Consider the following 24,523-nt stretch of genomic DNA (forward strand, 5'->3'; position numbering starts at 1 on the left):
ATTGCCGATGCATCAGATGGCTTTGTATTCGAACGAAGCGCACAGGGCCCAGGTTGTTTCGCTCTGGCAGCAGGTCTTCGGCCACGCAGGAGGTCATAACGATGCTTGTGTGGCCATCGACACCAAGGTCGAAGTCGATGACGGACTTTTCTTCGTGGCGTTGCGGGACGGGATGGTCGTCGGCACCACGCTCGCCGGCTATGACGGGCATCGAGGGTGGCTCTACAGCGTGGCGGTGCACCCGCTGTACCGCAAGCTGGGCGTTGGCTCGGCACTGGTCTCCCACGCCGAAGAAGCGCTCACGCGCCGAGGTTGCATGAAGATCAACCTGCAGATCGTGAGCGGCAATGAAAGCGTGACGGCGTTCTACGAGGCGCTGGGGTTCGCCGTCGAACCGCGCGTGAGCATGGGAAAGAAAATCGCTGCCAACATCCCCTATGCCTAGCGGTGCAGGCAGCCATCGGTCGCAGCTGAGATACTCGGAAGCATGCGCTGATCAACTCAGGAGGATGGCCATGTCGACACTGCAGAAGCTGCGCGGAGACCCGAAGACCGAGATTCCCATGGGGAGCCGAACGCTGACGATCTATACACAGGGCGCTCGACTGGGTCTGTTTTCATTCGTGGCGACCGTGGTGCTTTTCAACTTGCCCTGGCGCTGGATCCCCGGGATGGGTGACATCCTTCAAGCGCTGGTTGCGGCCGTTGGCTTCTATCTTTCCGCCGCGCTGATCGCTTCGCTCACGCCCACACCCATGGACGCCGCGACTTCGTCACGACGCTGGTTCTGATGCGACGTCGCCGGTGGGCAACGAGCAGCCCTTCGAGGGGAGCGGTCGGGCCGAGCGCCTAGAATTTCGGCAATGAAGCCCGTCGTCTATACCCGTGGCCAGGCCCTGCCTGGCATCCTTTCCCAACGCATCGCCATCCTCGACGGCGCCATGGGCACGATGATCCAGCGCTTCAAGCTCACGGAGGCACAGTACCGTGGCGAGCGCTTCAAGGACTTCGAGCGCGACGTGAAGGGCAACAACGAGTTGCTCTCGCTCACGCGGCCCGACGTGATCTCCGACATCCACGAGAGCTACCTCGCGGCCGGCGCCGACCTGATCGAGACCAACACCTTCGGCGCGACCACCATCGCGCAGGAGGACTACAAGATGGCGCACCTGACGCGCGAGATGAACCTCGAATCCGCCAAGCTCGCGCGCGCGGCCTGCGACAAGTTCAGCACACCCGACAAGCCACGCTTCGTGGCCGGCGCGCTGGGCCCGACGCCCAAGACCGCGAGCATCAGCCCCGACGTGAACGACCCCGGCGCGCGCAACGTCGATTTCGAGTCGCTGCGCGCGGCCTACTACGAGCAGACCGAGGCGCTGGTCGAAGGGGGAGCCGACGTGATTCTGGTCGAGACCATCTTCGACACGCTCAACGCCAAGGCCGCGCTGTTCGCGGTCGACGAGTACTTCGACAACTCGGGCCATCGCCTGCCGCTGATCATCAGCGGCACCGTGACCGACGCCTCGGGCCGGATCCTCAGCGGCCAGACCGTCACCGCCTTCTGGCACAGCGTGCGCCACGCGCGCCCGCTCGCGATCGGGCTGAACTGCGCGCTGGGCGCGGCGCTGATGCGGCCCTACATCCAGGAACTGGCGCGCGTGGCCGAGGACACCTTCATCAGCTGCTACCCCAACGCCGGCCTGCCCAACCCGATGAGCGACACCGGCTTCGACGAGACGCCCGACGTCACTTCGCGCCTGCTGCACGAGTTCGCGGCCGACGGCCTGGTGAACATCGTGGGCGGCTGCTGCGGCACCACGCCCGACCACATCGCCGCCATCGGCCGGGCGGTCGCGCCGGTGCCGGGCCGCGCACTGTTCTACCGCGAAGCGGCCTGAATCTCGCGACGCCGGGGGCCGGGCATTCGGCGCCTCGGCCGGTTGACAGCGCTTCGGCACGGCGCCTACCCTGCAAGGGAAGGAGCCCGACACATGGACACCAAGTTCGCCTGGCGCTGGATCGGCATCGGCTCGATCGCGCTCTCCCTGCCTTTCGCGGCCACCGCGCAGCAGGCCTTCACCCGCGGCGCGCTGAACCTGCGCGCGGGCCCCGCGCCCGACTACCCCGTGGTCGCCACGCTGGGTGGCGGCCAGCCGGTCGATGTGATGGGCTGCACCAACGGCTACAGCTGGTGCGACGTGGTGCTGCCCGACGGCCTGCGCGGCTGGGTCTATGCGCCCAGCCTCGACTACGCCTACGAGCAGCAGCGCGTGCCGCTCGCGACCTATGGCGCGGTGATCGGCGTGCCGATCGTGGCCTTCACGCTGGGCAGCTACTGGTCGAACTATTACCGCGACCGGCCCTGGTACGGCGACCGCCGCTGGTGGGGCCAGCGCCCGCCGCCACCGGTGCAGGGCTGGCGCCCGCCGCCCCCGCCCCGGCCCGAATGGCGGCCGAATCCGTGGCGCCCCGGCGGCCCGGGCGGCCCCGGCCCGGGTTTCCGCCCACGGCCGGATCCACGGCCCACGCCCGGCCCGGGTTTCCGGCCGCCGCGCGACGACGGCTTCCGGCCCCGGCCCGATCCGGGCGTGCGCCCGGTCCGGCCACCGGGTCCGCGGCCCGAGGTGCGGCCCGACCGGCCGCGTCCGCAGGCGCAGGGCGGAGGCCTCCACATCCGCGAGCAGGGCAGTGGCCGGCCGCAGGGCGCCGGCCGTCCGGACCGCGGCCCGCGTGAAGGCGCCGGCAGGCCGCAGGGGCCAGGGCGGGGCGGCGATCACGGGGACCACCGCGGTGGTGGTCGTGGCGGCGGCGAGGGTCGCCACGGACGCTAGGTCTTCTCGGCCTTTTCACCCCCCTTGTCGCGCGCGATCAACGCGACGAAGCGTTGCGCCCCGAGGCCCAGCGGCCGTTCGCGCGACCACACGACGTCGACCCACAGGTCCAGCCCGTTGCTCAGGTTCTCGAACGGAATCTCCAGCAGCGCGCCGGCCGCCACGTGCGGCTTGGCGAAGTTGCGCGGCAGCCAGCCCCAGCCCAGACCGGCAGTGATCAGGCTCAGCGCGGCCAGCGCGTTGTCGGTGCGCCAGACATGGCGGCCGAAAACGAAGCGCGGGTCGCTGGTCGCCAGATCGCGGCCCGCCACCACGATCTGCCGCGTGTTGTGCAGGTGTTCCTCGCGCAGCCGTCCGCCGGCCGCGGCCAGCGCCGGATGGTCGGGCGCCATCACCGCCACCATCGTGTCGCTCGCCACCTCCTGAAAACCTTCGCGCCCGTCGAGGCTGGGCCGCTCGAACACCACCGCGAGCTGGGCGCGGCCGGCGTGCAGCAGCGCCAACGCGTCGGCCTGGGGCGCGGCCAGCACTTCCACCTCCAACAGCGGGTATTCCTGCGCCAGCGCGGCCAGCGCGCCGCTCCAAGGGGCCGCCAGCAGTTCGGGCGCAATCGCCAGCGTCAGCCGGTTCTCCAGGCCCTGGGTCAGCGCCAGCGCCTGCACCTCGAGCTGCTTGAACTGCGCGGCCAGCAGCCGGGCCTGCGGCTCGAGCGAGCGCGCCGCGGCGGTCGGCTTGGGCTCGCGGCCGCTGCGATCGAACAGCGGCAGGTCGAGTTCGGCTTCCAGGCCGGCGATCGCCATGCTGACGGCCGAGGGCACGCGTCCCAGCGAGCGCGCGGCGGCCGAGAAGGAGCCGTGGTCGAGCACCGCGAGGAAGACCTGCAGGTTGTCGGAGGAAAAAGCCATGGGCGACCGACCTGTCAATTGAATTGATAGAAGATGACTTTTTATATCAGCTAGAGACACATAAAGTCCAGGCCTGTTCACCGTTTTTATTCGAGGTTTCTCATGCAAGGGCTCAAGCGCCGCGTCGTCTACATCACCCTCTACGAAGGCATCGCCATCGTGGCGGCCAGCATCGGCCTGGCCCTGATGTCGGGCCAGGGTCTGGCGCACTCGAGCGTGCTGTCGGTCATCGCCTCGGCCATCGCGGTGTGCTGGAACCTGACGTTCAACTGGCTGTTCGAGCGCTGGGAGTCGCGCCAAGCCGTGCGCGGACGCAGCCTGCGCCGCCGCATCGCCCACGCGATCGGTTTCGAGGGCGGCCTGATCGCCTTCCTGGTGCCGGCCATCGCCTGGTGGCTGAACATCAGCCTCTGGCAGGCGCTGGTGATGGACCTGGGCCTGGTGGTCTTCTTCCTGGTCTACACCTTCGTCTTCAACTGGGCCTTCGACGCCATCTTCGGCCTGCCGACCTCGGCTGCCGATCCCGAGGGCGCACCGCAGCCGGCCTGACGCCGCCGGCACGGCCCGCCGTCGCGAATCGTGCGGGTCGTGCAACACTCGCTGCATGTCTTCTTTGGAATGGGCCGCGTCCGCCCTGCAGGCGTTCGATGAGGTGGTCCAGGCCAGCGAGGGTTTCCGCGGCCGCGAAGGCCAGCGGCGCATGGCCGAGCAGGTGGCGAACACGCTGAGTGCCGCCACGCTGGGCAAGGTCGATGACGAGGAAGCGGCCCCGCCGGTGCGCGCCATCGCCGTGATCCAGGCCGGCACCGGCGTCGGCAAGTCGCTGGCCTACTGCGCGCCCGCCATCGCGCTCGCGCTGGCGCGCAACACCCGCGTCGTGATCTCCACCGCCACCGTGGCGCTGCAGGAGCAGCTGGTCCACAAGGACCTGCCCGCGCTGGCGGCGCTGCTGCCGCAGCCCTTCCGCTTCGCGCTGGCCAAGGGCCGGGGCCGCTACGTGTGCCAGCAGAAGCTCGAGCGCCTGACCGGCATGGCCGGCGCGCTCGACGACGAAGACGACGAGGAGGGCGGCTACGACCTGTTCGCCGACGAGCAGGCCGGCGAGGCCGCGGCCCGCGCCATCCGCCCCGCGCACGAGGTCGAGGCGCGGCTCAAGTTCTACACCGGCATCGCGCAGACCCTGTCGACCGGCGCCTGGGACGGCGACCGCGACACGCTGGCCACGCCGCCCGCCGCCGAAGCCTGGATGCCGATGGCGGCCGACGCCGCCTCGTGCAGCGGCAAGCATTGCCCCTCGTTCAGCCAGTGCGTGTACTACGAGCGCCGCAAGGCGCTGGTCGGCGCGCAGGTCATCGTGGTCAACCACGACCTGCTGCTCGCATCGCTGGGCAACCGGCAACTGCCCGAACTCGACAACTCCCTGCTGGTGCTCGACGAGGCCCACCATCTGCCCGCCACCGCGCTCGCGCAGTTCGGCTGCCGCATGGACCTGGGCCAGCACGGCTGGGCCGAGCGGCTGGCCCGGCGCGCGGTGCGCGTGGGCGTGCGCTTCGAGGTGACCGAGGTGGCCGACATCCCGACCCATGCCGCGCAGATGCGCCAGGCGCTGCAGGACACCGAACGGCTGGTGATGGATCTGTACGGCGACACGCTGCGCGCCGGACTCGACGGCCCGGCCGCGCGCGGCCCCGCGCGGGCCCGCCTGCCGCTGGGCGAACTGCCCGAGGTGCTGCAGGGCCCGCTGGGCCGGGTGGCCCATCACGCCTCGGGTTTCCTGGAGGCGCTGCGCGTGATCGCCAACGCCTTGCGCGCCGAGATGCGTGAGCAGCCCGCCATGGCGCGCAAGCTGTCGGCGATGTACGCCCAGCTCGGCGCGCTGGCGCCGCGCCTGGAGCAGATGCTCGACACCGCGCAGCTGTTGTTGCGCGATGCCGCACCCGACGCGGTGCCGGCCGCCAAGTGGTTCACGCTCGAGCTCTACGGCGACCGCGAGGTGCTGCAGGCGCATGCGAGCCCGCTGCTGCCCGGCGCCACGCTGCGCCACCAGCTGTGGAACAAGGTGCGCGGCGCGGTGCTGACCTCGGCCACGCTCACGAGCTGCGGGCGCTTCGATTTCTTCCTGCGCGAGTCGGGGCTTCAGGGCGACGAGGCCGCCACCACGCTGGAGGTGCCCAGCCCCTTCGACTACGCGGCGCAGGGCCGGCTGATCGCGGTCGAGACGCGCGCCGACCCGCGCGACGCGGCCGGCTATGTCGCAGAGATGGTGCAGGCGCTGGTGCGCGACCTGGCCGACGTGCGGCACGGCGCGCTGGTGCTGTTCACCTCGCGCGAGCAGCTGCGGCTGGCGGTCGAAGCGCTGCCCGTCGCGCTGCGTTCGCGCGTGCTGCTGCAGACGGCGCTGCCGCGCCAGCAACTGCTGGCCACGCACCGCCATCGCGTGGGCGAGGGACTGCCCTCGGTCATCTTCGGCATGCAGTCCTTCGGCGAGGGGCTCGATCTGCCGGGCAAGCTGTGCGAGTCGGTGTTCATCGCCAAGCTGCCCTTCGCGCCACCCGACGACCCGGTGGGCGAGGCGCGCGCCGAGTGGCTGCGCACCGTGGGCCGCGATCCCTTCACCGAGCTGGTGGTGCCCGCCACAGCGATCCGCTTGGCGCAATGGGTGGGCCGCGCGATCCGCAGCGAGGACGACCGGGCCAGCGTGTACTGCTACGACCGGCGGCTGGTGCGCACCTCGTACGGGCAGCGGCTGCTGCAGGGGCTGCCGCCGTTTGCGTTGACGACAGTGCGGGCGGGGGAGGCCGCCGCGGCGGCTTGAGGTCTTTCTCCCTCTCCCTCCGGGAGAGGGCGGGGGTGAGGGCTGCAGCCTCAGTCACAGCATGCCCGAACCATCGCCCATGCCCTCACCCTGCCCTCTCCCGGAGGGAGAGGGGAAAGAAGGATGCGCCGAGCTCGTGTTGAGAGCGCCGTGGTCGAAGGTGTTCGGCTGTTCACTCCCTCTCCCGGAGGGAGAGGGAAAAGAGGAACGCTTCACTCGAGCAGCAAGTCCCCAACCCCGCACCCGAGAAGAATCCCGCCTAAAATCCCCACCCCCGAGGAGCGTTGCAGCGGCCGGCTTCACAGCCCCGCCAGGCTCGGGTCTGTCCCCGCAACGACGCTCACCTGAACCTTGTGCATCCAGGTGAGTTCCATGTCCGCTTCTTCCCCGTCCGTCGCTGCCGCCGAAACCGTTTCCCCGATGAAACTGTCGGGCCTCGAGCCCGTGCTGATCGGTGATGGCACGCTGTTCGTCAACATCGGCGAGCGCACCAACGTCACCGGCTCCAAGGCCTTCGCGCGGATGATCCTCAACGGCCAGTTCGAGGAGGCCCTGGCCGTCGCGCGCCAGCAGGTCGAGAACGGCGCGCAGGTGATCGACATCAACATGGACGAGGCCATGCTCGACAGCAAGGCCGCGATGGTCCGCTTCCTCAACCTGATCGCGTCGGAACCCGACATCGCGCGCGTGCCGATCATGGTCGACAGCTCCAAATGGGAGGTGATCGAGGCCGGCCTGCGCTGCATCCAGGGCAAGGGCATCGTCAACTCGATCAGCATGAAGGAAGGCGAAGACCAGTTCCGCCACCATGCCAAGCTGCTGCGCCGCTACGGCGCCGCCGCGGTCGTGATGGCCTTCGACGAGAAGGGCCAGGCCGACACCTACGAGCGCAAGGTCGAGATCTGCGAGCGCGCCTACCGCATCCTGGTCGACGAGATCGACTTCCCGGCCGAGGACATCATCTTCGACCCGAACATCTTCGCGGTCGCCACCGGCATCGAGGAACACAACAACTACGCGGTCGACTTCATCGAGGCCACGCGCTGGATCAAGCAGAACCTGCCCGGCGCGAAGGTGTCGGGCGGCGTGTCGAACGTGAGCTTCAGCTTCCGCGGCAACGACCCGGTGCGCGAGGCCATCCACACCGTGTTCCTGTACCACGCGATCAAGGCCGGTATGGACATGGGCATCGTCAACGCCGGCATGGTCGGCGTCTACGACGACCTCGAGCCGGTACTGCGCGAGCGCGTGGAAGACGTGATCCTCAACCGCCGCCCCGATGCGGGCGAGCGCCTCGTCGAAGTCGCCGAGACCGCCAGGAGCGGCGCCAAGGACGAGAGCAAGCGCAACGACTGGCGCGGCACGCCCGAGGCGCCCGTCACGGTCGGCGCGCGCCTGAGCCATGCGCTGGTGCACGGCATCACCGACTTCATCGTCGACGACACCGAAGAGGCCTACCAGCAGATCCTCGCCAAGGGCGGCCGCCCGCTGCACGTGATCGAAGGCCCGCTGATGGACGGCATGAACGTGGTCGGCGACCTGTTCGGCGCCGGCAAGATGTTCCTGCCGCAGGTGGTGAAGTCGGCCCGCGTGATGAAGCAGGCGGTGGCCCATCTGCTGCCCTACATCGAGGAAGAAAAGCTGCGCGACGAAGCGGCCGGCCGCGACGTGCGCACCAAGGGCAAGATCATCATCGCCACCGTCAAGGGCGATGTGCACGACATCGGCAAGAACATCGTCACGGTCGTGCTCCAGTGCAACAACTTCGAAGTCGTGAACATGGGCGTGATGGTCCCGTGCCACGAGATCCTGGCGCGCGCCAAGGTCGAGGGCGCCGACATCGTGGGCCTGTCGGGCCTGATCACGCCGAGCCTGGAAGAGATGCAGTACGTGGCCGGCGAGATGCAGCGCGACGACCATTTCCGCATCAAGAAGATCCCGCTGATGATCGGCGGCGCCACCACCAGCCGCGTGCACACGGCGGTGAAGATCGCGCCGCACTACGAAGGTCCGGTGGTCTATGTGCCCGACGCCTCGCGCAGCGTGAGCGTGGCGCAGTCGCTGCTGTCCGACCAGGCCGCGAAGTACATCGACGAGCTCAACGCCGACTACGACAAGGTGCGCCACCAGCACGCCAACAAGAAGCAGGTGCCGCTGTGGCCGCTGGCCAAGGTGCGCGCCAACAAGACGCCGATCGACTGGTCGAACTACACGCCGCCCGTGCCCAAGTTCATCGGCCGGCGCCTGTTCAAGAACTTCGACCTGACCGAGCTCGCGAAGTACATCGACTGGGGTCCGTTCTTCCAGACCTGGGACCTGGCCGGGCCCTTCCCCGCGATCCTGAAAGACGAGGTGGTGGGCACCGAAGCGGTACGTGTGTATGCGGACGCGAAGCGCATGCTCCAACGCCTGATCGAGGGCCGTTGGCTCAGCGCGAGCGGCATCGTCGGCTTCTGGCCGGCCAACACGGTCAACGACGACGACATCGAGCTTTACACCGACGAGACCCGCAGCGAAGTCGCGCTCACCTGGTACGGCATGCGCCAGCAGACCGAGAAGCAGGTCATCGACGGCGTGATGCGCCCGAGCCGCTGCCTGGCCGACTTCGTCGCGCCCAAGGAAAGCGGCCTGAAAGACTACGTCGGCATGTTCGCCGTGACCGCGGGCCTGGGCGTGGAGAAGAAGGAAAAGTACTTCGTCGACGACCTCGACGACTACTCGGCCATCATGCTCAAGGCCCTGGCCGACCGGCTGGCCGAGGCCTTCGCCGAATCGCTGCACCACCGCGTGCGCACCGACCTCTGGGGCTATGCGGCCGACGAGGCGCTGAGCAACGAGGACATGATCGCGGAGAAGTACCGCGGCATCCGCCCCGCGCCCGGCTACCCGGCATGCCCCGACCACAGCGTCAAGCGCGCGATGTTCGACGTGATGCAATGCGCCGACATCGGCATGACGCTGACCGAGAGCCTGGCGATGACGCCGGCCGCCAGCGTGAGCGGCTTCCAGCTGAGCCATCCGCAGGCCGTCTACTTCAACGTCGGCAAGATCGGCCACGACCAGCTGGCCGACCAGGCCGCGCGCCGCGGCCAGCCCGAAAGCGAACTCGAGCGCTTGCTCGCGCCGAATCTCTGAGCCTTGTTCCGACGGGGCTTGCAAGCGCCGGCTGACGCGCGGCGCATGCGGGCGCGTCCATGCTGGCGCTGTCGCGCAGACAGCGGCGCACAGCCAAAGGACACAAGCGATGGACAGCTTTTCTTCCTCCCCCTCCGTCCCTGAGACACCCGTGCGTTCCAGTTCGCCCAAGGCCTTGTGGGGCGTGATCGGCGCCTTGGCCGTTGCCGTTGCGGCGCTCGGCGGCACACTGCTTTACCAGCAGGGAAGCCGCAACGCCGGTGCCCCGCCGACGGCCGCCACGCAACCGCTGCACGCGCCGGACGATGGCACGCCGCCGCCCGCACCGGTGGCCGCGATACCGCCTGCGGCCAGCACCGCGCCGGAGCCCGTGCGTGCGCCGGCGCCGGCCGCGCAGGTCGCCGCACCGACGGCCGTGGCCGGCAGCGGCGCCCCCGCCGCCACGCGTCCCGCCGCGCCGGTCTGCACCGTGTGCGGTCGCGTCGAATCCGTTCAGGTCGTGAAGCGCGCGGCGCCCGCGACGGGCGTGGGCGCGGTGGCCGGCGGTGTGCTGGGCGGCGTGGTCGGCAACCAGTTCGGTCATGGCGGCGGACGCACCGCCGCCACCGTGATCGGCGCGGTCGGCGGCGGCTATGCGGGCCACGTGGTCGAGAAGCGCGTCCGCACCGAAACCTTCTATCAGGTGCGCGTGCGCATGGACAACGGTTCGCTGCGCACGGTCGAGACCCGCACCGCGCCGCCCATCGGCAAGCCGGTCACGCTCAAGGGGCAGGTGCTGCGGCCGGCCGACGGGCGCACCTGAGCCGGCTCAGCGTCGTACCGCAGCCTTGCGCAGTCGGGGCGCCTTCATCCGGTCGCGCGAGGTGATGACGACATCCGCGAAACCGCATCGGCTTCTTTGAACAGCCGCTCGCTCGCGAAGTCGACGAAGGCCCGAACCTTGGGCGACAACTGCCGGCTCGATGCCCAGAGCGCCGAGAACTGGCCCTGGCGCACCACGTGCGACGCCAGCACGCATTGCAGCTCGCCGCGGCCCAGCGCGTCGCGCGCGAGGAAGTCGGGCATGTAGGCCACGCCCAGGCCGGCCACCGCCGCGCCGAGCATGGCTTCCATGTTGTTTGTCGCCAGGGCCAGCGGCAGCTGCACGGGCAGGCCGGGCAGGTCCCATTCCTCGATCCGGCCGTCGGTCACGAACTTGTAGCGCAGGCAGAGGTGATGCGCGAGGTCGGCCGGTGTCTGCGGCACGCCGGCCCGCGCGAGGTAGGCGGGCGAGGCCACCAGCACGAAGTTGAACGGACCCAGCCGGCGCGCCACGAGGCCGGAGTCGGCCAGCTCGCCGCTGCGGATCGCCACGTCGACGTTCTCGGCGATCACGTCGACCAGCCGGTCGTTGAAGTCGAGGTCGAGCTCGATCTCCGGGTAGCGCAGCTTGAAGTCCGGCAGCACCGGCAGCAGAAAACGGTAGCCGATGGTCGGCAGGCTCACGCGCAGATGGCCGCGCGGCGTGGCCACGGCGTCCTGCATCATCGCGCGCGCATCGTCGAGCTCGTCGAGGATGCGGCGGCAGCGCGCATGGAACAACGCGCCTTCCGTCGTGAGCCGCACCTGGCGCGTGGTGCGGTGGAACAGGCGCAGGCCCAGTTGCGCTTCGAGCCGCGCCACGTTCTTGCCCACGGCCGAGGCCGAGATGCCCAGGTGCCGGCCGGCGCCCGCAAAGCTCAGCAGGTCGGCCGCCCGCACGAAGGATTCGAGTCCGCTGAAGCTGTCCATGGATGGATGGATGGATGGGGTGGGATTGGCAACCTGAGGTTGGGGGTGTGAGGAGTCTGGCGGCTATTTTCATCGCATTGAATCCTTTCTATCTTCTCCCCACGCCCCGGTCGGCGTTGTCGACCTGCCTCCCTTCCCGCCTGAAAGCCTCTGCGATGTCTCCCTCCGTCTCCAAGAACTGGCTACTGGCCGCCGTCTGCCTCGCGGCATTGGGCATGCCGCTGAGCTTCACCGGCCCCGCGGTGGTGCTGCCCGCGATCCATGCGGCGCTGGGCGGCAGCCCGGTGCAGCTCAACTGGGTCACCAATGCCTTCATGCTGAGCTTCGGCGCCACGCTGCTGGCGGCCGGCGCGCTGGCCGATGCCTTCGGGCGCAAGCGGGTCTTCCTGCTGGGCTTGGCCGTGGTGGCGCTGAGCTGCGCGCTGCTGACCTGGGCGCCGGGCATCGTGGCCTTCGACCTGGTGCGCGCGCTGCAGGGGCTGGGCTCGGCCGCCGGCTTCGCGGCCGGCACGGCCGCGCTGGCGCAGGTGTTCGACGGCCCGGCGCGCACGCGGGCCTTCAGCCTCATTGGCACCTCCTTCGGCGTGGGCCTGTCCTGCGGCGCGATCCTCTCGGGCTGGCTGGCCCAGACCTTCGGCTGGCAGGCCGTGATGCTGAGCCCGGGCGCGGTCAGCCTGCTCGCGCTGTGCATCGCCGCGCCCGGCATGCGCGAATCGCGCAACCCGCAGGCCCAGGGGCTGGACCTGCCCGGCGCGCTGAGCTTCACCGCGGCGCTGAGCCTGCTCACGCTGGGCGTGCTGCAGGCGCCCGACAGCGGCTGGGGCAGTCCCTGGGTGCTCGGTGCGTTGGCCGCTGCGGCGCTGATGGGCGCGGTGTTCGTCGCCATCGAGCGGCGCGTCGCGCATCCGATGCTCGACCTGTCGCTGTTCCGCTTCCCGCGTTTCGTCGGCGTGCAGCTGCTGGCCGCGGCGCCCGCCTATGGTTTCGTGGTGCTGCTGGTGCTGCTTCCGCTGCGCTTCATCGGGCTCGAAGGGCGCAGCGCGCTGGAGGCGGGCGGCTTCATGTTCGCGCTGTCGGGGCCGATCCTGGTGGTGCCGACGCTGGCCGCGTGGCTGGCGCAGCGCTACCCGGCCGGCGCGCTGTCGGCGTTGGGCCTGCTGGGGTGCGCGGCGGGGCTGTTCTGGCTCAGCCGCTGCGCGCCGGGCACGCCGCTGCACGGCATGGTGGGGCCGCTGTTGCTGATCGGCGCGGGCATCGGCCTGCCCTGGGGCCTGATGGACGGCCTGGCCGTGAGCGTGGTGCCGCGCGAACGCGCCGGCATGGCTTCGGGCATCTTCAACACCGTGCGCGTGGCCGGGGAGGGCATCGCGCTGGCGCTGGTCGGCGCGGGGCTGACGGCGCTGGTGGCGCGGCAGCTGGGGCACTTGTCGGGCCACACCGCGCAAGCCGCCTCGCAGGCCGCGCAGCGCGTGACGACCGGTGACCTGGCACAGGCCCTGGCGCTGTTGCCAGGGCTGGGTCGTGCCGAGCTGCTGCAGGCCTACGGCGCGGCCTTCGCGACGCTGCTCTGCGTGCTGGCGGCCGTGACCGTGCTGACGGCGCTGGCGGTGTTCGCCTTTCTGCGGGACGAGGCGCGGCCGGTCGCGGCCGAGGCATCGGCGTTGGCATCGGAACCTCGCGCCTTCTGAACGCGCCCCGGCAGGTCGCGCCATGCCCGTGCAGGCGCACGCTGTGACATGTGGAAACGTCACGAGGTCGCGCGGGCTGCCCGAGGCCGCCGTTCTGATGCAAAGTTCTGTGCATGCTCAGCCAAAGGTTCTCGACGACGGTCTGCCAGGAATGCGGGAAGCGCAACCCCGCCAGTGCACGGTTCTGCGCGGCATGCGCCGCGCGCCTGGGCGCCGAGCCCTCGATCGGAGCTGCCGCGGTGCCCGGCGCCACGATCGCGTCACCCGAAGGCCGGCACGATGCGCCGCGCGCCGTGGATTCGCGGCCGGGCGAGCTTCCCGCGCAGGGCGTGGACGCCAGCGCTTTCTGGTTCAAGCTCTGCATTGCCGGGTTGGTCGTCATGCTGGCCTTCATCGCTTGGGCGCTGTACATGCTGACGGGCAGCAAGGTCCCGGCGCAGGTGCCGACCGGGCAGGGCACGGCATCGTCCGAGGTCTCGACGATCGCGCCGCCACCACCACCCCCGCCAGCCGCCACCGTGCCATCGACAGCGCCGTCCGCTGCCCCTTCCGCAGCCCCTTCCGCAGCCCCTGCAGCGACGACCGCCGCGGTCCCGCCTTCCGATGTGTTCCCCTACACGCCACCGACCAAGGCATCGGGGGCGCCGCAGCGCCGGCCTGCGCGTGTGCCGCAGGCGCCGGTCGAGGGGGCCGCCGATGCGCGCGTGGCTGCTCCCGGTGCATGGGTCGAACCTTCGCGCGAGCCGTCGATGACGTCTTCGCCGGCTTACCGGGATGCCGGGCCGCCGATCGTGCCGGGGCCTGGCCCCGGCATGAGCGACGCCGCGCCGGCAGTCTCGGGCGGCCCGGCGCGGTCGGTCGATCCAGGGCCGCCCGTGGTGGACGGGCCTGGGCCGCGTTACGACTTCTCGACGCCCGGCGCGCGCGGCCGGTAGGCCCGGTGGGTAGGCGTTACAGCACCACCGGCACTTCGGTCGCCGGCGGCGTGTTGCGGCTGCGGCCGCTGCGCACGATGCCGTCGATCATCACCATGCCCACGCCCGGGATGTCGCCCAGCGCCACGCTCTCCAGCAGCCCCGGTGCGGGCGAATGCTGGGCGCGGTCCATGAACACGAAGTCGGCGTCGCGTCCCACTTCGATCAGGCCGCAGTTGAGGTTGCGGATGCGCGCGGTGTTGCCGGTCGCGAAGCAGAACACCTGCTCGGCCGGGATGTTGGCGAAGGCCGTGATGAAGGACACCATGCGCAGGATGCCCAGCGGCTGCACGCCCGAGCCGGCCGGGCCGTCGGTGCCCAGGATCACGCGGTGCGGGCACTTGAGCTCGATCGCGGCGCGGGCCGCGGCGATGGCGGTCTTCTCGTTGCCGTTGTGCACGATCTCGATCGCGCGCGACGACTTCTCGCACAGCTCGCACACATGCGCTTCGGGCAGCGAGGTGTGGCCGCCGTTGATGTGGCCAATGACGTCGGCATCGGCCTCGAGCACCACGTCCTTGTCGATGTAGCCCGAGCCCGGCACCGAGGGGCCGCCCGTGTGGATGGTGCTCTGGATGCCGTACTTGCGCGCCCACGCCACCATCTCCTTGGCCTCGTAGCCGGCCTTGACCGTGCCCAGGCCCACTTCGCCCAGCAGGCTCACGCCGGCCTCGGCCAGTTCCTTGAAGTCGCTCTCGACCATGCCCTTCTCGATCACGGGCGCGCCGGCCAGCACCTTCACGCCGCTGGGGCGGAAGTTGTCGTAGGCACGCTGCGCGGTGATGGCCAGGGCCTTGAGGCCGACGATGTCCTTGGGGCGTCCCGGCAGGTGCACTTCGCCGGCCGAGATCATGGTGGTGACGCCGCCGTTCATCGACGAGTCGATCCAGCCCAACTGGCTCTGGCGTGGCGTCCAGTCGCCGAACACCGGGTGCACGTGGCTGTCGATCAGGCCGGGCGCGACGGTGGTCTGGCGGCAGTCGATGACGGTCTTCGCGCCCTCGAGGTCGCAGTCCTTCTCCTTGCCGACCGCGACGATCAGGCCGTCGTTCACCACGATGGTGTCGGCGTCCAGGATCGGCTTGTCGATGTCGCCCGAGAGCAGCAAGCCTATGTTCTTGATGACGACCTTGCCCGACTTTGCGCCGGCTGCGATTTCTGCCATGTCAGTTCCTCGTGGGGTGGGGTAGTTTCTGAGTTCTCGTTCTCGTCCGCGCGCACGGTGCGCAGTACGGTCTCGACGACGAAGTCCTCCCAGTGCGCGACCGCCTCCGGCGTCTCGAGCGGCTCGCCGAGGAAGGTCGTCAGCGTGTGCCGGTTCGACGTGTAGAAATAGCCGGTGGCCGCGATCAGCAGGTAGACGTCGCGGGCCGCCAGGTCGGTGCGGAACAGGCCCTGCGATGCACCACTGGCGAGCAGTTCACGCACGATCGCGACCGCGCGCGACGAGTACTCGCTGGCCCGCAGCGACTTCGCGATGTGCCGACCTTTGTGCAGGTTCTCGGTGTTGAGCAGCGTGACGAACTCGGGGTTCTTGCGGTAGTAGCCCAGCACGAAGTGGATCACCGTCGTCAGCGCCTCGACCGGGCGCGAGGTGTCGAGGTCGATCGCCGCCTCGGCCTCGTCCATGCGCCGGTAGATGCCTTCGAGCACCGCAATGAAGAGGCCTTCCTTGCTGCCGAAGTAGTAGTAGATCATCCGGTCGTAGGACTTGGCGGCCTTCGAGATCTTCTCGACGCTGCCGCCGTCGTAACCGTAGCGGGCGAACACCTTGGTGGCCGCCTTGAGGATCGCATCGCGCGTGGCCTGGGCTGCTGCTTCGCGCACGCCGGTCTTGCGCTGGGGCTTGGCGGCGGGCTTGCGGGTGCTCATGCCGTGCGTCGGTGCGGGCACGCGGGGGCCAGCGCCGGCAGCACATGCGTGCCGACTGCGCCGACGGCCGCGGAGCGAGCCATGCCAGCGACATCCGCGGGACTGGCTTCGCCAGACCGCAGGATGTGCCCCCCTGGGGGGGAGCCGCGCAGCGGCACGGGGGGGATCATTTCTCGGCGAAGGCGCGTTCGACGACGAAATCGCCGGGCGTCGAGGTGTTGCCTTCCTTGAAGCCGCGGCCTTCGAGCATGTGCTTGAGGTCGACCAGCATGCCCGGGCTGCCGCACAGCATCACGCGGTCTTCGGCGGCGTTGATCGGCGGCAGGCCGAGGTCGTCGGTGAGCTTGCCGCTCTCGACCAACTCGGTGATGCGGCCCATGTTGCGGAATTCCTCGCGCGTCACGGTCGGGTAGTAGAGCAGCTGCTTCTCGATCATCTCGCCGAGGATCTCGTGCTTGGGCAGGTGGTCGCTCACCAGGTCGTGGTAGGCCAGTTCGTCGATCTGGCGCACGCCGTGCACCAGGATGACCTTCTCGAACTTCTCGTACGTTTCCGGGTCGCGGATGATGCTCATGAAGGGGGCCAGCCCCGTGCCGGTGCCGAACAGGTACAGGCGCTTGCCCGGCAGCGTGTAGTCGATCAGAAGCGTGCCGGTAGGCTTGCGGCCCACGATGATCGTGTCGCCGACCTGGATGTGCTGCAGCTTCGAGGTCAGCGGGCCCTCGTCGACCTTGATGCTCAGGAACTCGAGGTACTCCTCGTAGTTGGCGCTGGCGATGCTGTAGGCGCGCAGCAGCGGCTTGTTGTTCACCTTGAGGCCGATCATGGTGAAGTGGCCGTTGGAGAAGCGCAGCGCGGGGTCGCGCGTGGTCGTGAAGGTGAACAGGCGGTCGGTCCAGTGGTGAACCGAGAGGACGCGTTCTTCGCTGAATGCACTCATGGGATGACTCGAAAAAAAGTGGACGAAATGGCAGGCGACGAAGGCTTGCTGTACCTGGCTGGCAGCGTCAACCGGCGGGCTCCGCCCGATTGTCGTTCACCGCACACCATGCCGGGGAACCCAGGAAAACACCCATGCAAGCATCGGGCCGGATGGGTACATTTCATGCGTCCAATGTAGTGAACACCACATGAAAGTGGAGTGGATGCTACACAAATGACAAATTGCGCACAAGCGTGGAACCGGCATGTTTGTTGCACGTGCTGCAGGACGCTTCAAGAGAGATGCCACGATGACTGAACACACCAAGACGGACGGCCTGCCGGGCATGGACGTTCCCACGGCCGCCGATACCGCGGGCTTCGGCAAGGCGCCGCCGCGCAGCGAAAAGATGAGCGTCGCGAAAGTGGAGTGCAACGCCTGCCCGGTGCTGTGCCAGATCTCGGAGGGCCGCACCGGCGCCTGCGACCGTTACGCCAACCGCGCGGGCGTGCTGGTGCGCGTCGACCCGGTCGTGCTGCTGCGGCGCGAACTCCAGAGCCCGTCGCCCGCGCTGGTGCCCTTTGCCCGCGAAGGCGCCGAGCCTGCCGCGGAAGGCGCCGAAGGTGCCGAGGCCGACTGGAACGGCGACCTGCTGCATGCCGACGAGGTCTTCGTGACCGGCGTGGGCTCGTCCACCACCTACCCCGACTACAAGCCCGCGCCCTTCATCGTCGGCTCGAAGGCGCAGGGCGTCGACATGGTCACGGTCGTGACCGAAGGCATCTTCAGCTACTGCAGCTTCAAGGTGAAGATCGACACCGACCGCTTCCTCGGCGCCGAGCAGGCCAACGTCCGCTACAAGGGCGAGGTCGTGGGCCACGTCACCACGGCCGAGTACGGCTCGCAGATGCTCTCGCTGGGCGGCGTGCACCACCTCACCGGCGGCAGCAAGAAGGAAGGCCGGATGACGGCCGAGCTGATGCAGCTGCTGGGCAACAAGAAACCGGTCGAGTGCACCATCGATGGCGGCTCCAGCCTCGTCATCCAGGCCGGCAAGGCGCCCATCGTCAACGGCGTGGAAGAGCAGCGCATGCGCGTGGGCTGCGGCTCGGCCGCGGTCGGCATCTTCGCGCGCCAGTTCGCGGGCGTGGCCGACGAGGTGGTGGTGGTCGACGACCACATCACCGGCGTGCTCACGCAGCACCAGGCCGGGCGCTGCCTCGACATGCCCGAGTCGGGCATCAGGATGCTGGGCCGCAAGTCCACCCCCGGGCGCTACTTCCAGGTGGCCAACCCCGGCGACGGCTGGGGCGGCACCGACATCGCCGATCCGCTCGCGATCATCGAGGGCTGGGAAGAGGGCGTGGCCAAGCCCGGCCTGCGCCTGCTCATGACCTCGACCACCGGCGAGCACGCGCAGTGGTACGTGCTCGACGAAGCGCTCAAGCCCGTCGAGCAGCCGATGCCGCCCGAAGTCAAACGCATCGTCGAGCGCATCGGCGAGAACTGCGAGCCCTCGCTGTGCACCGTGCTGTTCCTCGGCGGCGCGGGCGGCAGCCTGCGCGCGGGCGTGACCGAGAACCCGGTGCTGCTCACGCGCGCCATCAAGCGCGCGCTGGTCAACGTGACCTGCGGCGGTGCGCCGGCCTATGTGTGGCCGGGCGGCGGCATCACGGTGATGGTCGACGTCATGCGCATGCCCGACAACAGCTTCGGCACCGTGCCCACGCCAGCCATCGTCGCACCCATCGAATTCAGCATGCGGCTCGAAGACTACGCGGCGCTGGGCGGCCATGTCGCGCACGTGTTCCCGCTGCAGGAAGCGCTGGCGCGCGGCGCCTGGCAGGACGACGGCGCACCGACCGCGCGGCAGTGGGTGCGCATCGACGATGCGAATCCGTGGCCGCTGGGCCAGTCGCCGATGCTGGGCTGACGCAGGCCATTCCATGCACGCCGAACGCCGCCAGCTCGACGCCCAGCGTTGGCATTTCCAGCACGGACCGATCGATCTGCTGATCGAGGCCGCGGGAAAGGTCGCGGCCGTGACCGACGCGCATGCGGCGGCCTGGGCGCGCTTCGAGCCGCTGCTGGCCGAGCTGGTGCGCGAGCTGCCCGCGCTGCGTGCGCCGGTCGGTGTGCACTGCCTGCTGCAGGGCCCGGTCGCGCAACGCATGTGGCAGGCCTGCGCACCGTTCGGCGAAAGCTTCATCACGCCCATGGCCGCGGTTGCGGGCGCCGTGGCCGAGGAGATCGTCGCCTGCTATCGGCGACCCGGCATCGAACGCGCCTGGGTCAACAACGGCGGCGACATCGCGCTGCACCTGGCGCCGGGGCGCTCGGCGCGCGTCGGGCTGTTCGCGGACCTGGCGCGCTTCGATGTGCGCGATGCAGGGCCGCTCACGACCGACGGCCAGTTCGAGATCCAGGCCGGGCAGCCGGTGCGCGGCGTCGCCACCAGCGGCTGGCGCGGCCGGAGTTTTTCGCTGGGCATCGCCGACAGCGTGACGGTGCTGGCCGCCACCGCTTCGCAGGCCGATGCCGCGGCCACGGTGATCGCCAACGCGGTGGACGTCGACGATGCCGCGATCCGGCGGTTGCCGGCGCGCGACTGCAAGGACGACAGCGACCTCGGCGACCTCCCGGTCACGGTCGAAGTGCCGCCGTTGTCGCCCGACTCGGTGCGCCGTGCACTCGATGCGGGCGCGCGCCGTGCACACGTGCTGCAACAGCAGGGCCGCATCTGGGCCGCGGTGCTGGTTTGTCAGGGGCAATGGCGCCAGGTCGAACCCTTATGCTCCATCGGCGCCAACGTGCCGGGCGATGCGGTTGGTTCAGTATTTGCTTAATGAAAAGACAGGCCTTCATTCCATGATCGATATCCGTCGCGTCTTCACCCATGTCGAGCACATCCACCACGAGTTCGGCCCGCGCGCCGCAACGCCGCTGGTGCGTGGCGCCATCGGCGTGGTGATGACCAATCCTTTCGCCGGCCGCTACGAGCCGGACATCCTGCCGATGATGGCGCTGCTCGACCCGGTGGGCGTGGACATGGCGCACCGGCTGCACGCCGCCATGGACGTGCCGCTCGAAGCCATAGCCACCTACGGCAAGGGCGCCATCGTCGGCGCCGCGGGCGAGCTCGAGCATGGCGCGCTGTGGCACGTGCCCGGCGGCTACGCGATGCGCGAGCTGCTCGGCTGGAAGGGCGACCGCGCGGCCTACACCGCGGGCAAGGCCGAGGACAAGAGCGGCCAGCCCGGCAACGCGCTGTCGATCGTCCCTTCGACCAAGAAGGTGGGCCCGCCCGGCGCCACGCTCGACGTGCCGCTGACCAACATCAACGCCAGTTATGTGCGCGGCCAGTTCGACGCCATCGAGGTGCGCGTGCCCGGCGCGCCCGCGGCCGACGAGATCGTCTTCATCCTCGCGATGAGCACGGGCTACCGCATCCATGCGCGCGTCGGCGGCCTGCTGGCCGAGAACATTTCCAAGTGGGACGGCCTGCGCTGAGCCCGAGACAACCAAGGAAGATCAAGACATGACCGCCAACATCCGCAAGCTCGTCATCCAGGTCGACGAGACCCGCAAGGAAATGGGCCAGGACGTCACGCCGCCCACGCGCCGTGCCGTCGCCATCGCCGTGATCGAGAACCCTTACGCGGGCCGCTACAGCGAAAACCTCGACGAACTGATCGCCATCGGCGAAGAACTCGGTGCGCTGCTGGGCCAGAAGGCCGTGGCTGCGCTGGGCATCGCGCCCGCCGACGCCCAGAGCTACGGTAAGGCTGCGATCGTGGGCGAGGCCGGCGAGCTCGAGCATGCGGCTGCAATCCTGCATCCCAAGCTGGGCGCGCCGCTGCGCGTGGCGGTCGAGAAGGGCGCCGCGCTCGTGCCTTCGGCCAAGAAGCGCGGCACGCTGGGCACCGCCATCGACGTGCCGCTGGGCCACAAGGATGCGGCCTTCGTGCGCAGCCACTTCGACGCGATCGAGGCGCGCGTGTCCGACGCGCCGCGCGCCAACGAGATCGTGGTGGCCGTGGCCGTGACCGACAGCGGCCGTCCGCTGCCGCGCATCGGCGGGCTGCAGCATTCCGAAATCAAAGGCCAAGACGGCTTGAGATAGGCCCACCCCCAGTCTGCGCGCACTGCGTGTCGCTCCGCCAACCCCCTGCAGGGGGCGACACCAGCGGCCCGGCAAAGCCGGTTCCGCGGTGTCTCTGGCCAATGCAACACCGAACTGTTTTGTTTTTCCTTCGACCACTTAGGAGTTTCCCGATGAACCCATTGCGTCATGTCTTCAGCGCGGCCGCCGTCGCCACGCTCGCCACCGCCCTCGTTCCCGCGCATGCGCAGGGCGTGATCAAGATCGGCGAGATCAACAGCTACAAGGCGCAACCGGCCTTCCTCGAGCCCTACAAGAAGGGCATGGAACTCGCGATCGACGAGATCAATGCCGCGGGCGGCGTCAACGGCAAGAAGCTCGAGCTCATCAGCCGCGACGACAACGCCAACCCCGGCGACGCGGTGCGCGTGGCCGAGGAGCTGGTCTCGCGCGAGAAGGTCGACGTGCTGACCGGCGCCTTCCTGTCGAACACCGGCCTGGCGCTGACCGACTTCGCCAAGCAGAAGAAGTTCTTCTACCTGGCCGCCGAGCCGCTGACCGACAAGATCGTCTGGAGCAACGGCAACCGCTACACCTACCGCCTGCGCCCCTCGACCTACATGCAGGTCGCGATGCTGGTGCCCGAGGCCGCCAAGCTCAAGAAGAAGCGCTGGGCCGTGGTCTACCCCAACTACGAGTACGGACAGTCGTCGGTCGCGACCTTCAAGCAGCTGCTCAAGGCCGTGCAGCCCGACGTCGAGTTCGTCGCCGAGCAGGCCCCGCCGCTGGGCAAGGTCGACGCGGGCAGCGTGGCGCAGGCGCTGGCCGATGCCAAGCCCGACGCGATCTTCAACGTGCTGTTCGGTGCCGACCTGTCGAAGTTCGTGCGCGAAGGCAACACGCGCGGCCTGTTCAAGGGCCGTGAAGTGGTCAGCGTGCTGACCGGCGAGCCCGAGTACCTCGATCCGCTCAAGGACGAAGCACCCAACGGCTGGATCGTGACCGGCTACCCGTGGGATTCGCTCAAGACGCCCGAGCACAAGGCCTTCGCCGATGCCTACCAGGCCAAGTTCAAGGACTACCCGCGCCTGGGCTCGGTGGTCGGCTACAGCGCGATCCACTCGCTCGCGGTCGGCATCAAGAAGGCCGGCAGCACCGACACCGAGAAGCTGATCGCCGCCTTCAAGGGCCTGCAGGTCGACAGCCCCTTCGGCAAGTTCAGCTACCGCCCGCAGGACAACCAGTCCACCATGGGCGCCTACGTCGGCAAGACCAAGAACCAGAACGGCAAGGGCGTGATGGTCGACTACGTGTACCTCGACGGTGCCAAGTTCCAACCCTCGGACGAAGAGGTCAAGAAGATGCGCCCTGCCGAGTGACTGTTGCTCGCCCCCAGGCTGCGCGCACCTTGGCCCGTCCTGAGCTCGTCGAAGGGTGTCGCGCGCGCCAACCCCCGACCGGGGGCGGGCCGGCCGCTTCGGGCGGCCGCGTGCGGCGGCCCCTACGAAATGAATAAAGCGTCTCCCAAGGATCCCCGATGAGTCTCTCTGGTTTTGTCGTTCAGTTGCTCAACGGGTTGGCCGGTGCCTCCTCGCTGTTCCTCGTGGCGGCCGGTCTTTCGCTGATCTTCGGTGTGACGCGCATCGTCAATTTCGCGCACGGCTCCTTCTTCATGGTGGGCATCTATGTGGCCTACACGCTGGTCGAGAAGCTGGGCGGCAGCCTGGGCTTCTGGCCGGCTCTCTTGCTCGCCGCCGTGGTGGTGGGCGTGCTGGGTGCGCTGATCGAGGTGCTGCTGCTGCGCCGCATCTACAAGGCGCCCGAACTCTTCCAACTGCTGGCCACCTTCGCGCTGGTGCTGGTCATCAAGGACGCGGTGCTCTGGCTCTGGGGCCCCGACGAGCTGCTGGGCCCGCGCGCGCCCGGCCTGCGGGGCTCGGTCGAAATCCTGGGCCGGCAGTTCCCTTCCTACGACCTGTTCCTGATCGTGGTCGGCCCGGTCGTGCTGGGCCTGGTGTGGCTGCTGCTCACGCGCACCCGCTTCGGCACGCTGGTGCGTGCGGCCACGCAGGACCGCGAGATGGTCAGCGCGCTGGGCGTGAACCAGGCCTGGCTCTTCACCGCGGTGTTCGCGCTCGGCGCGCTGCTGGCCGGCCTGGGTGGCGCGCTGCAGCTGCCGCGCGAACCCGCGACGCTGGAGATGGACCTGAACACCATCGGCGCCGCCTTCGTGGTGGTGGTGGTGGGCGGCATGGGCTCGCTGCCCGGCGCCTATGTGGCGGCCTTGCTGATCGCGGAACTCAAGGCGATCTGCATCTGGCTCGGCGTGGTCGACATCTTCGGCTTCGCGATCTCGTTTTCCAAGCTCACGCTGGTGGTCGACTTCCTCGTGATGGCCGTGGTGCTGGTGTGGCGCCCCTGGGGCCTGATGGGCCGGGCGCAGGCGCCCAGCCGCTACGTGGGCATGCAGGAAGAACCGCTGCGGCGTGCGAGCCGCGGCTACGTGATCGGCGCCGCGCTGTTCGCGCTGGTGCTGGCGGCGGTGCCGCTGCTCACGGCCAACGCGCCCTACACCGTGGTGCTGATGATCGACCTGCTGATCGCCGCGCTGTTCGCTGCAAGCCTGCACTTCATCATGGGTCCGGCCGGCATGCATTCCTTCGGCCACGCGGCCTACTTCGGCCTCGGGGCCTACGCCGCGGCGCTGCTGGTGCGTTCCAGCGGCATGCCGATGGAGCTCGCGCTGGTGGCCGCGCCGCTGATCGCCGCGCTGGGCGCCTTCGTCTACGGCTGGTTCGCCGTGCGCCTGTCGGGCGTGTACCTGGCCATGCTCACGTTGGCCTTCGCGCAGATCACCTGGGCCGTGACCTACCAGTGGGACAGCTTCACCGGCGGCAGCAACGGTCTGACCGGCGTCTGGCCTTCGGAATGGCTGTCGGACAAGCGCGTCTACTACTGGGTCACGCTGGCGCTGGTGGGCGGCGGCGTGTGGTGGCTGCGCCGCGTGCTGTTCTCGCCTTTCGGCTATGCGCTGCGCGCGGGCCGCGACTCGGTGCTGCGCGCCGATGCCATCGGCATCGACGTCAAACGCATGCAGTGGGCCGCCTTCGTGGTGGCGGGCACGGTGGCCGGCCTGGCCGGTGCGCTCTACGCATTCTCGAAAGGCAGCATTTCGCCCGAATCGATGGCGGTCGGCAAGTCGGTCGACGGCCTGGTGATGGTGCTGCTGGGCGGCATCCAGACGCTGGCCGGCCCGGTCGTGGGCGCGGTGACCTTCACCTGGCTGCACGACACCGTGGCCCGCAACACCGACTACTGGCGCGCGATGCTCGGCGCGATCATCCTGCTGCTCGTGCTGCTGTTCCCGCAGGGGATCGCGGGCTCGATCAAGCAGATGGTCGACCGCCGGCGCAAGAGCGCCAAGGCCGAAGCACCGGCGCTCGGAGAGGTGAAGGCGTGAAGGTCAGGGGGCTTTCTTTCCACGCCGTCGCCGCTCCGGGCGCCTTGCC

At 69.3% G+C, this 24,523-nt stretch carries 21 protein-coding genes and 1 riboswitch; of the genes, 16 read left to right on the forward strand and 5 right to left on the reverse strand.

Annotated features, from left to right (window positions below; all coding sequences use genetic code 11):
* The first annotated feature begins 7 nt into the window (after positions 1–7).
* The 4 genes from ACSFBC_RS20450 to ACSFBC_RS20465 all read left to right on the forward strand — a co-directional run bounded on the left by ACSFBC_RS20450 (position 8) and on the right by ACSFBC_RS20465 (position 2,831).
* Positions 8–445, forward strand: a complete 438-nt coding sequence (locus tag ACSFBC_RS20450) for a GNAT family acetyltransferase (RefSeq protein WP_435512181.1) — start codon at positions 8–10, stop codon at positions 443–445.
* Positions 446–515: 70 nt separating this feature from the next.
* A complete protein-coding gene (locus ACSFBC_RS20455) occupies positions 516–791 on the forward strand; it encodes a hypothetical protein (RefSeq protein WP_435512182.1) in 276 nt (91 codons plus the stop codon).
* A 72-nt stretch (positions 792–863) separates the two neighbouring features.
* On the forward strand, positions 864–1,898 hold the full coding sequence (locus ACSFBC_RS20460; RefSeq protein ID WP_435512183.1) for a homocysteine S-methyltransferase family protein: 1,035 nt from the start codon (positions 864–866) through the stop codon (positions 1,896–1,898).
* A 93-nt stretch (positions 1,899–1,991) separates the two neighbouring features.
* Complete coding sequence (locus ACSFBC_RS20465; RefSeq protein WP_435512184.1) at positions 1,992–2,831, forward strand: SH3 domain-containing protein; 840 nt, start codon at positions 1,992–1,994, stop codon at positions 2,829–2,831.
* Here ACSFBC_RS20465 and ACSFBC_RS20470 read toward each other — a convergent pair.
* Complete coding sequence (locus ACSFBC_RS20470; RefSeq protein WP_435512185.1) at positions 2,828–3,736, reverse strand: LysR family transcriptional regulator; 909 nt, start codon at positions 3,734–3,736, stop codon at positions 2,828–2,830. The genes ACSFBC_RS20465 and ACSFBC_RS20470 overlap by 4 nt on opposite strands.
* 102 nt (positions 3,737–3,838) lie before the next feature.
* Here ACSFBC_RS20470 and ACSFBC_RS20475 point away from each other — a divergent pair, with 102 nt between their 5' ends.
* The 4 genes from ACSFBC_RS20475 (at position 3,839) to ACSFBC_RS20490 (ending at position 10,488) form a co-directional block, all read left to right on the forward strand.
* Positions 3,839–4,285: a PACE efflux transporter gene (locus ACSFBC_RS20475; RefSeq protein ID WP_435512186.1), complete on the forward strand. Its 447-nt coding sequence runs from the start codon at positions 3,839–3,841 to the stop codon at positions 4,283–4,285.
* A 55-nt stretch (positions 4,286–4,340) separates the two neighbouring features.
* Positions 4,341–6,551, forward strand: coding sequence for an ATP-dependent DNA helicase DinG (gene dinG / locus ACSFBC_RS20480; protein WP_435512187.1), 2,211 nt, complete (start codon positions 4,341–4,343; stop codon positions 6,549–6,551).
* Positions 6,552–6,823: 272 nt separating this feature from the next.
* A riboswitch (S-adenosyl-L-homocysteine riboswitch) is annotated at positions 6,824–6,900 on the forward strand.
* A gap of 23 nt (positions 6,901–6,923) precedes the next feature.
* A complete protein-coding gene (gene metH / locus ACSFBC_RS20485; protein ID WP_435512188.1) occupies positions 6,924–9,686 on the forward strand; it encodes a methionine synthase in 2,763 nt (920 codons plus the stop codon).
* Positions 9,687–9,837: 151 nt separating this feature from the next.
* Positions 9,838–10,488 carry a glycine zipper 2TM domain-containing protein gene (locus ACSFBC_RS20490; RefSeq protein WP_435512189.1) on the forward strand — a complete coding sequence of 217 codons (651 nt, stop codon included), beginning with the start codon at positions 9,838–9,840 and terminating at the stop codon, positions 10,486–10,488.
* Between the two features lie 44 nt (positions 10,489–10,532).
* Here ACSFBC_RS20490 and ACSFBC_RS20495 read toward each other — a convergent pair whose 3' ends face one another.
* The gene (locus ACSFBC_RS20495; protein ID WP_435512190.1) at positions 10,533–11,456 is read right to left on the reverse strand and encodes a LysR family transcriptional regulator; all 924 of its coding nucleotides are present in this window, start codon (positions 11,454–11,456) and stop codon (positions 10,533–10,535) included.
* 155 nt (positions 11,457–11,611) lie between these two features.
* On the opposite strand from ACSFBC_RS20495, the gene ACSFBC_RS20500 reads away from it, so the two are divergent.
* Positions 11,612–13,144 carry an MFS transporter gene (locus tag ACSFBC_RS20500; protein WP_435512191.1) on the forward strand — a complete coding sequence of 511 codons (1,533 nt, stop codon included), beginning with the start codon at positions 11,612–11,614 and terminating at the stop codon, positions 13,142–13,144.
* A 113-nt stretch (positions 13,145–13,257) separates the two neighbouring features.
* Entirely contained in the window at positions 13,258–14,079 is an 822-nt protein-coding gene (locus ACSFBC_RS20505) for a zinc-ribbon domain-containing protein (protein WP_435512192.1), read from the forward strand.
* A 16-nt stretch (positions 14,080–14,095) separates the two neighbouring features.
* Here ACSFBC_RS20505 and ACSFBC_RS20510 read toward each other — a convergent pair whose 3' ends face one another.
* From ACSFBC_RS20510 to ACSFBC_RS20520, 3 genes are all read right to left on the reverse strand, one after another.
* Positions 14,096–15,283, reverse strand: coding sequence for an amidohydrolase family protein (locus tag ACSFBC_RS20510; protein WP_435512193.1), 1,188 nt, complete (start codon positions 15,281–15,283; stop codon positions 14,096–14,098).
* Positions 15,229–15,990 (reverse strand): TetR/AcrR family transcriptional regulator, encoded by a 762-nt coding sequence (locus tag ACSFBC_RS20515; RefSeq protein WP_435512194.1) that lies wholly within the window; start codon positions 15,988–15,990, stop codon positions 15,229–15,231. The genes ACSFBC_RS20510 and ACSFBC_RS20515 overlap by 55 nt, the downstream gene beginning before the upstream one ends.
* 166 nt (positions 15,991–16,156) lie before the next feature.
* A complete protein-coding gene (locus ACSFBC_RS20520) occupies positions 16,157–16,930 on the reverse strand; it encodes a ferredoxin--NADP reductase (protein ID WP_435512195.1) in 774 nt (257 codons plus the stop codon).
* Between the two features lie 292 nt (positions 16,931–17,222).
* Between ACSFBC_RS20520 and ACSFBC_RS20525 the strand changes: the two genes are divergently transcribed.
* From ACSFBC_RS20525 to ACSFBC_RS20550, 6 genes are all read left to right on the forward strand, one after another.
* Positions 17,223–18,845: a 6-hydroxynicotinate reductase gene (locus tag ACSFBC_RS20525; protein WP_435512196.1), complete on the forward strand. Its 1,623-nt coding sequence runs from the start codon at positions 17,223–17,225 to the stop codon at positions 18,843–18,845.
* A gap of 13 nt (positions 18,846–18,858) precedes the next feature.
* Positions 18,859–19,758 (forward strand): UPF0280 family protein, encoded by a 900-nt coding sequence (locus ACSFBC_RS20530; protein ID WP_435512197.1) that lies wholly within the window; start codon positions 18,859–18,861, stop codon positions 19,756–19,758.
* A gap of 22 nt (positions 19,759–19,780) precedes the next feature.
* Positions 19,781–20,422, forward strand: a complete 642-nt coding sequence (locus tag ACSFBC_RS20535; protein WP_183029132.1) for an amino acid synthesis family protein — start codon at positions 19,781–19,783, stop codon at positions 20,420–20,422.
* Positions 20,423–20,450: 28 nt separating this feature from the next.
* Positions 20,451–21,035: an amino acid synthesis family protein gene (locus ACSFBC_RS20540; RefSeq protein ID WP_435512198.1), complete on the forward strand. Its 585-nt coding sequence runs from the start codon at positions 20,451–20,453 to the stop codon at positions 21,033–21,035.
* 152 nt (positions 21,036–21,187) lie between these two features.
* Positions 21,188–22,393, forward strand: a complete 1,206-nt coding sequence (locus tag ACSFBC_RS20545) for an ABC transporter substrate-binding protein (protein ID WP_435512199.1) — start codon at positions 21,188–21,190, stop codon at positions 22,391–22,393.
* A gap of 158 nt (positions 22,394–22,551) precedes the next feature.
* Positions 22,552–24,474 (forward strand): ABC transporter permease, encoded by a 1,923-nt coding sequence (locus ACSFBC_RS20550; protein ID WP_435512200.1) that lies wholly within the window; start codon positions 22,552–22,554, stop codon positions 24,472–24,474.
* Positions 24,475–24,523 lie beyond the last annotated feature (49 nt).

Source organism: Variovorax frigidus (genome assembly GCF_051216515.1).
Classification (GTDB): Bacteria; Pseudomonadota; Gammaproteobacteria; order Burkholderiales; family Burkholderiaceae_C; genus Variovorax.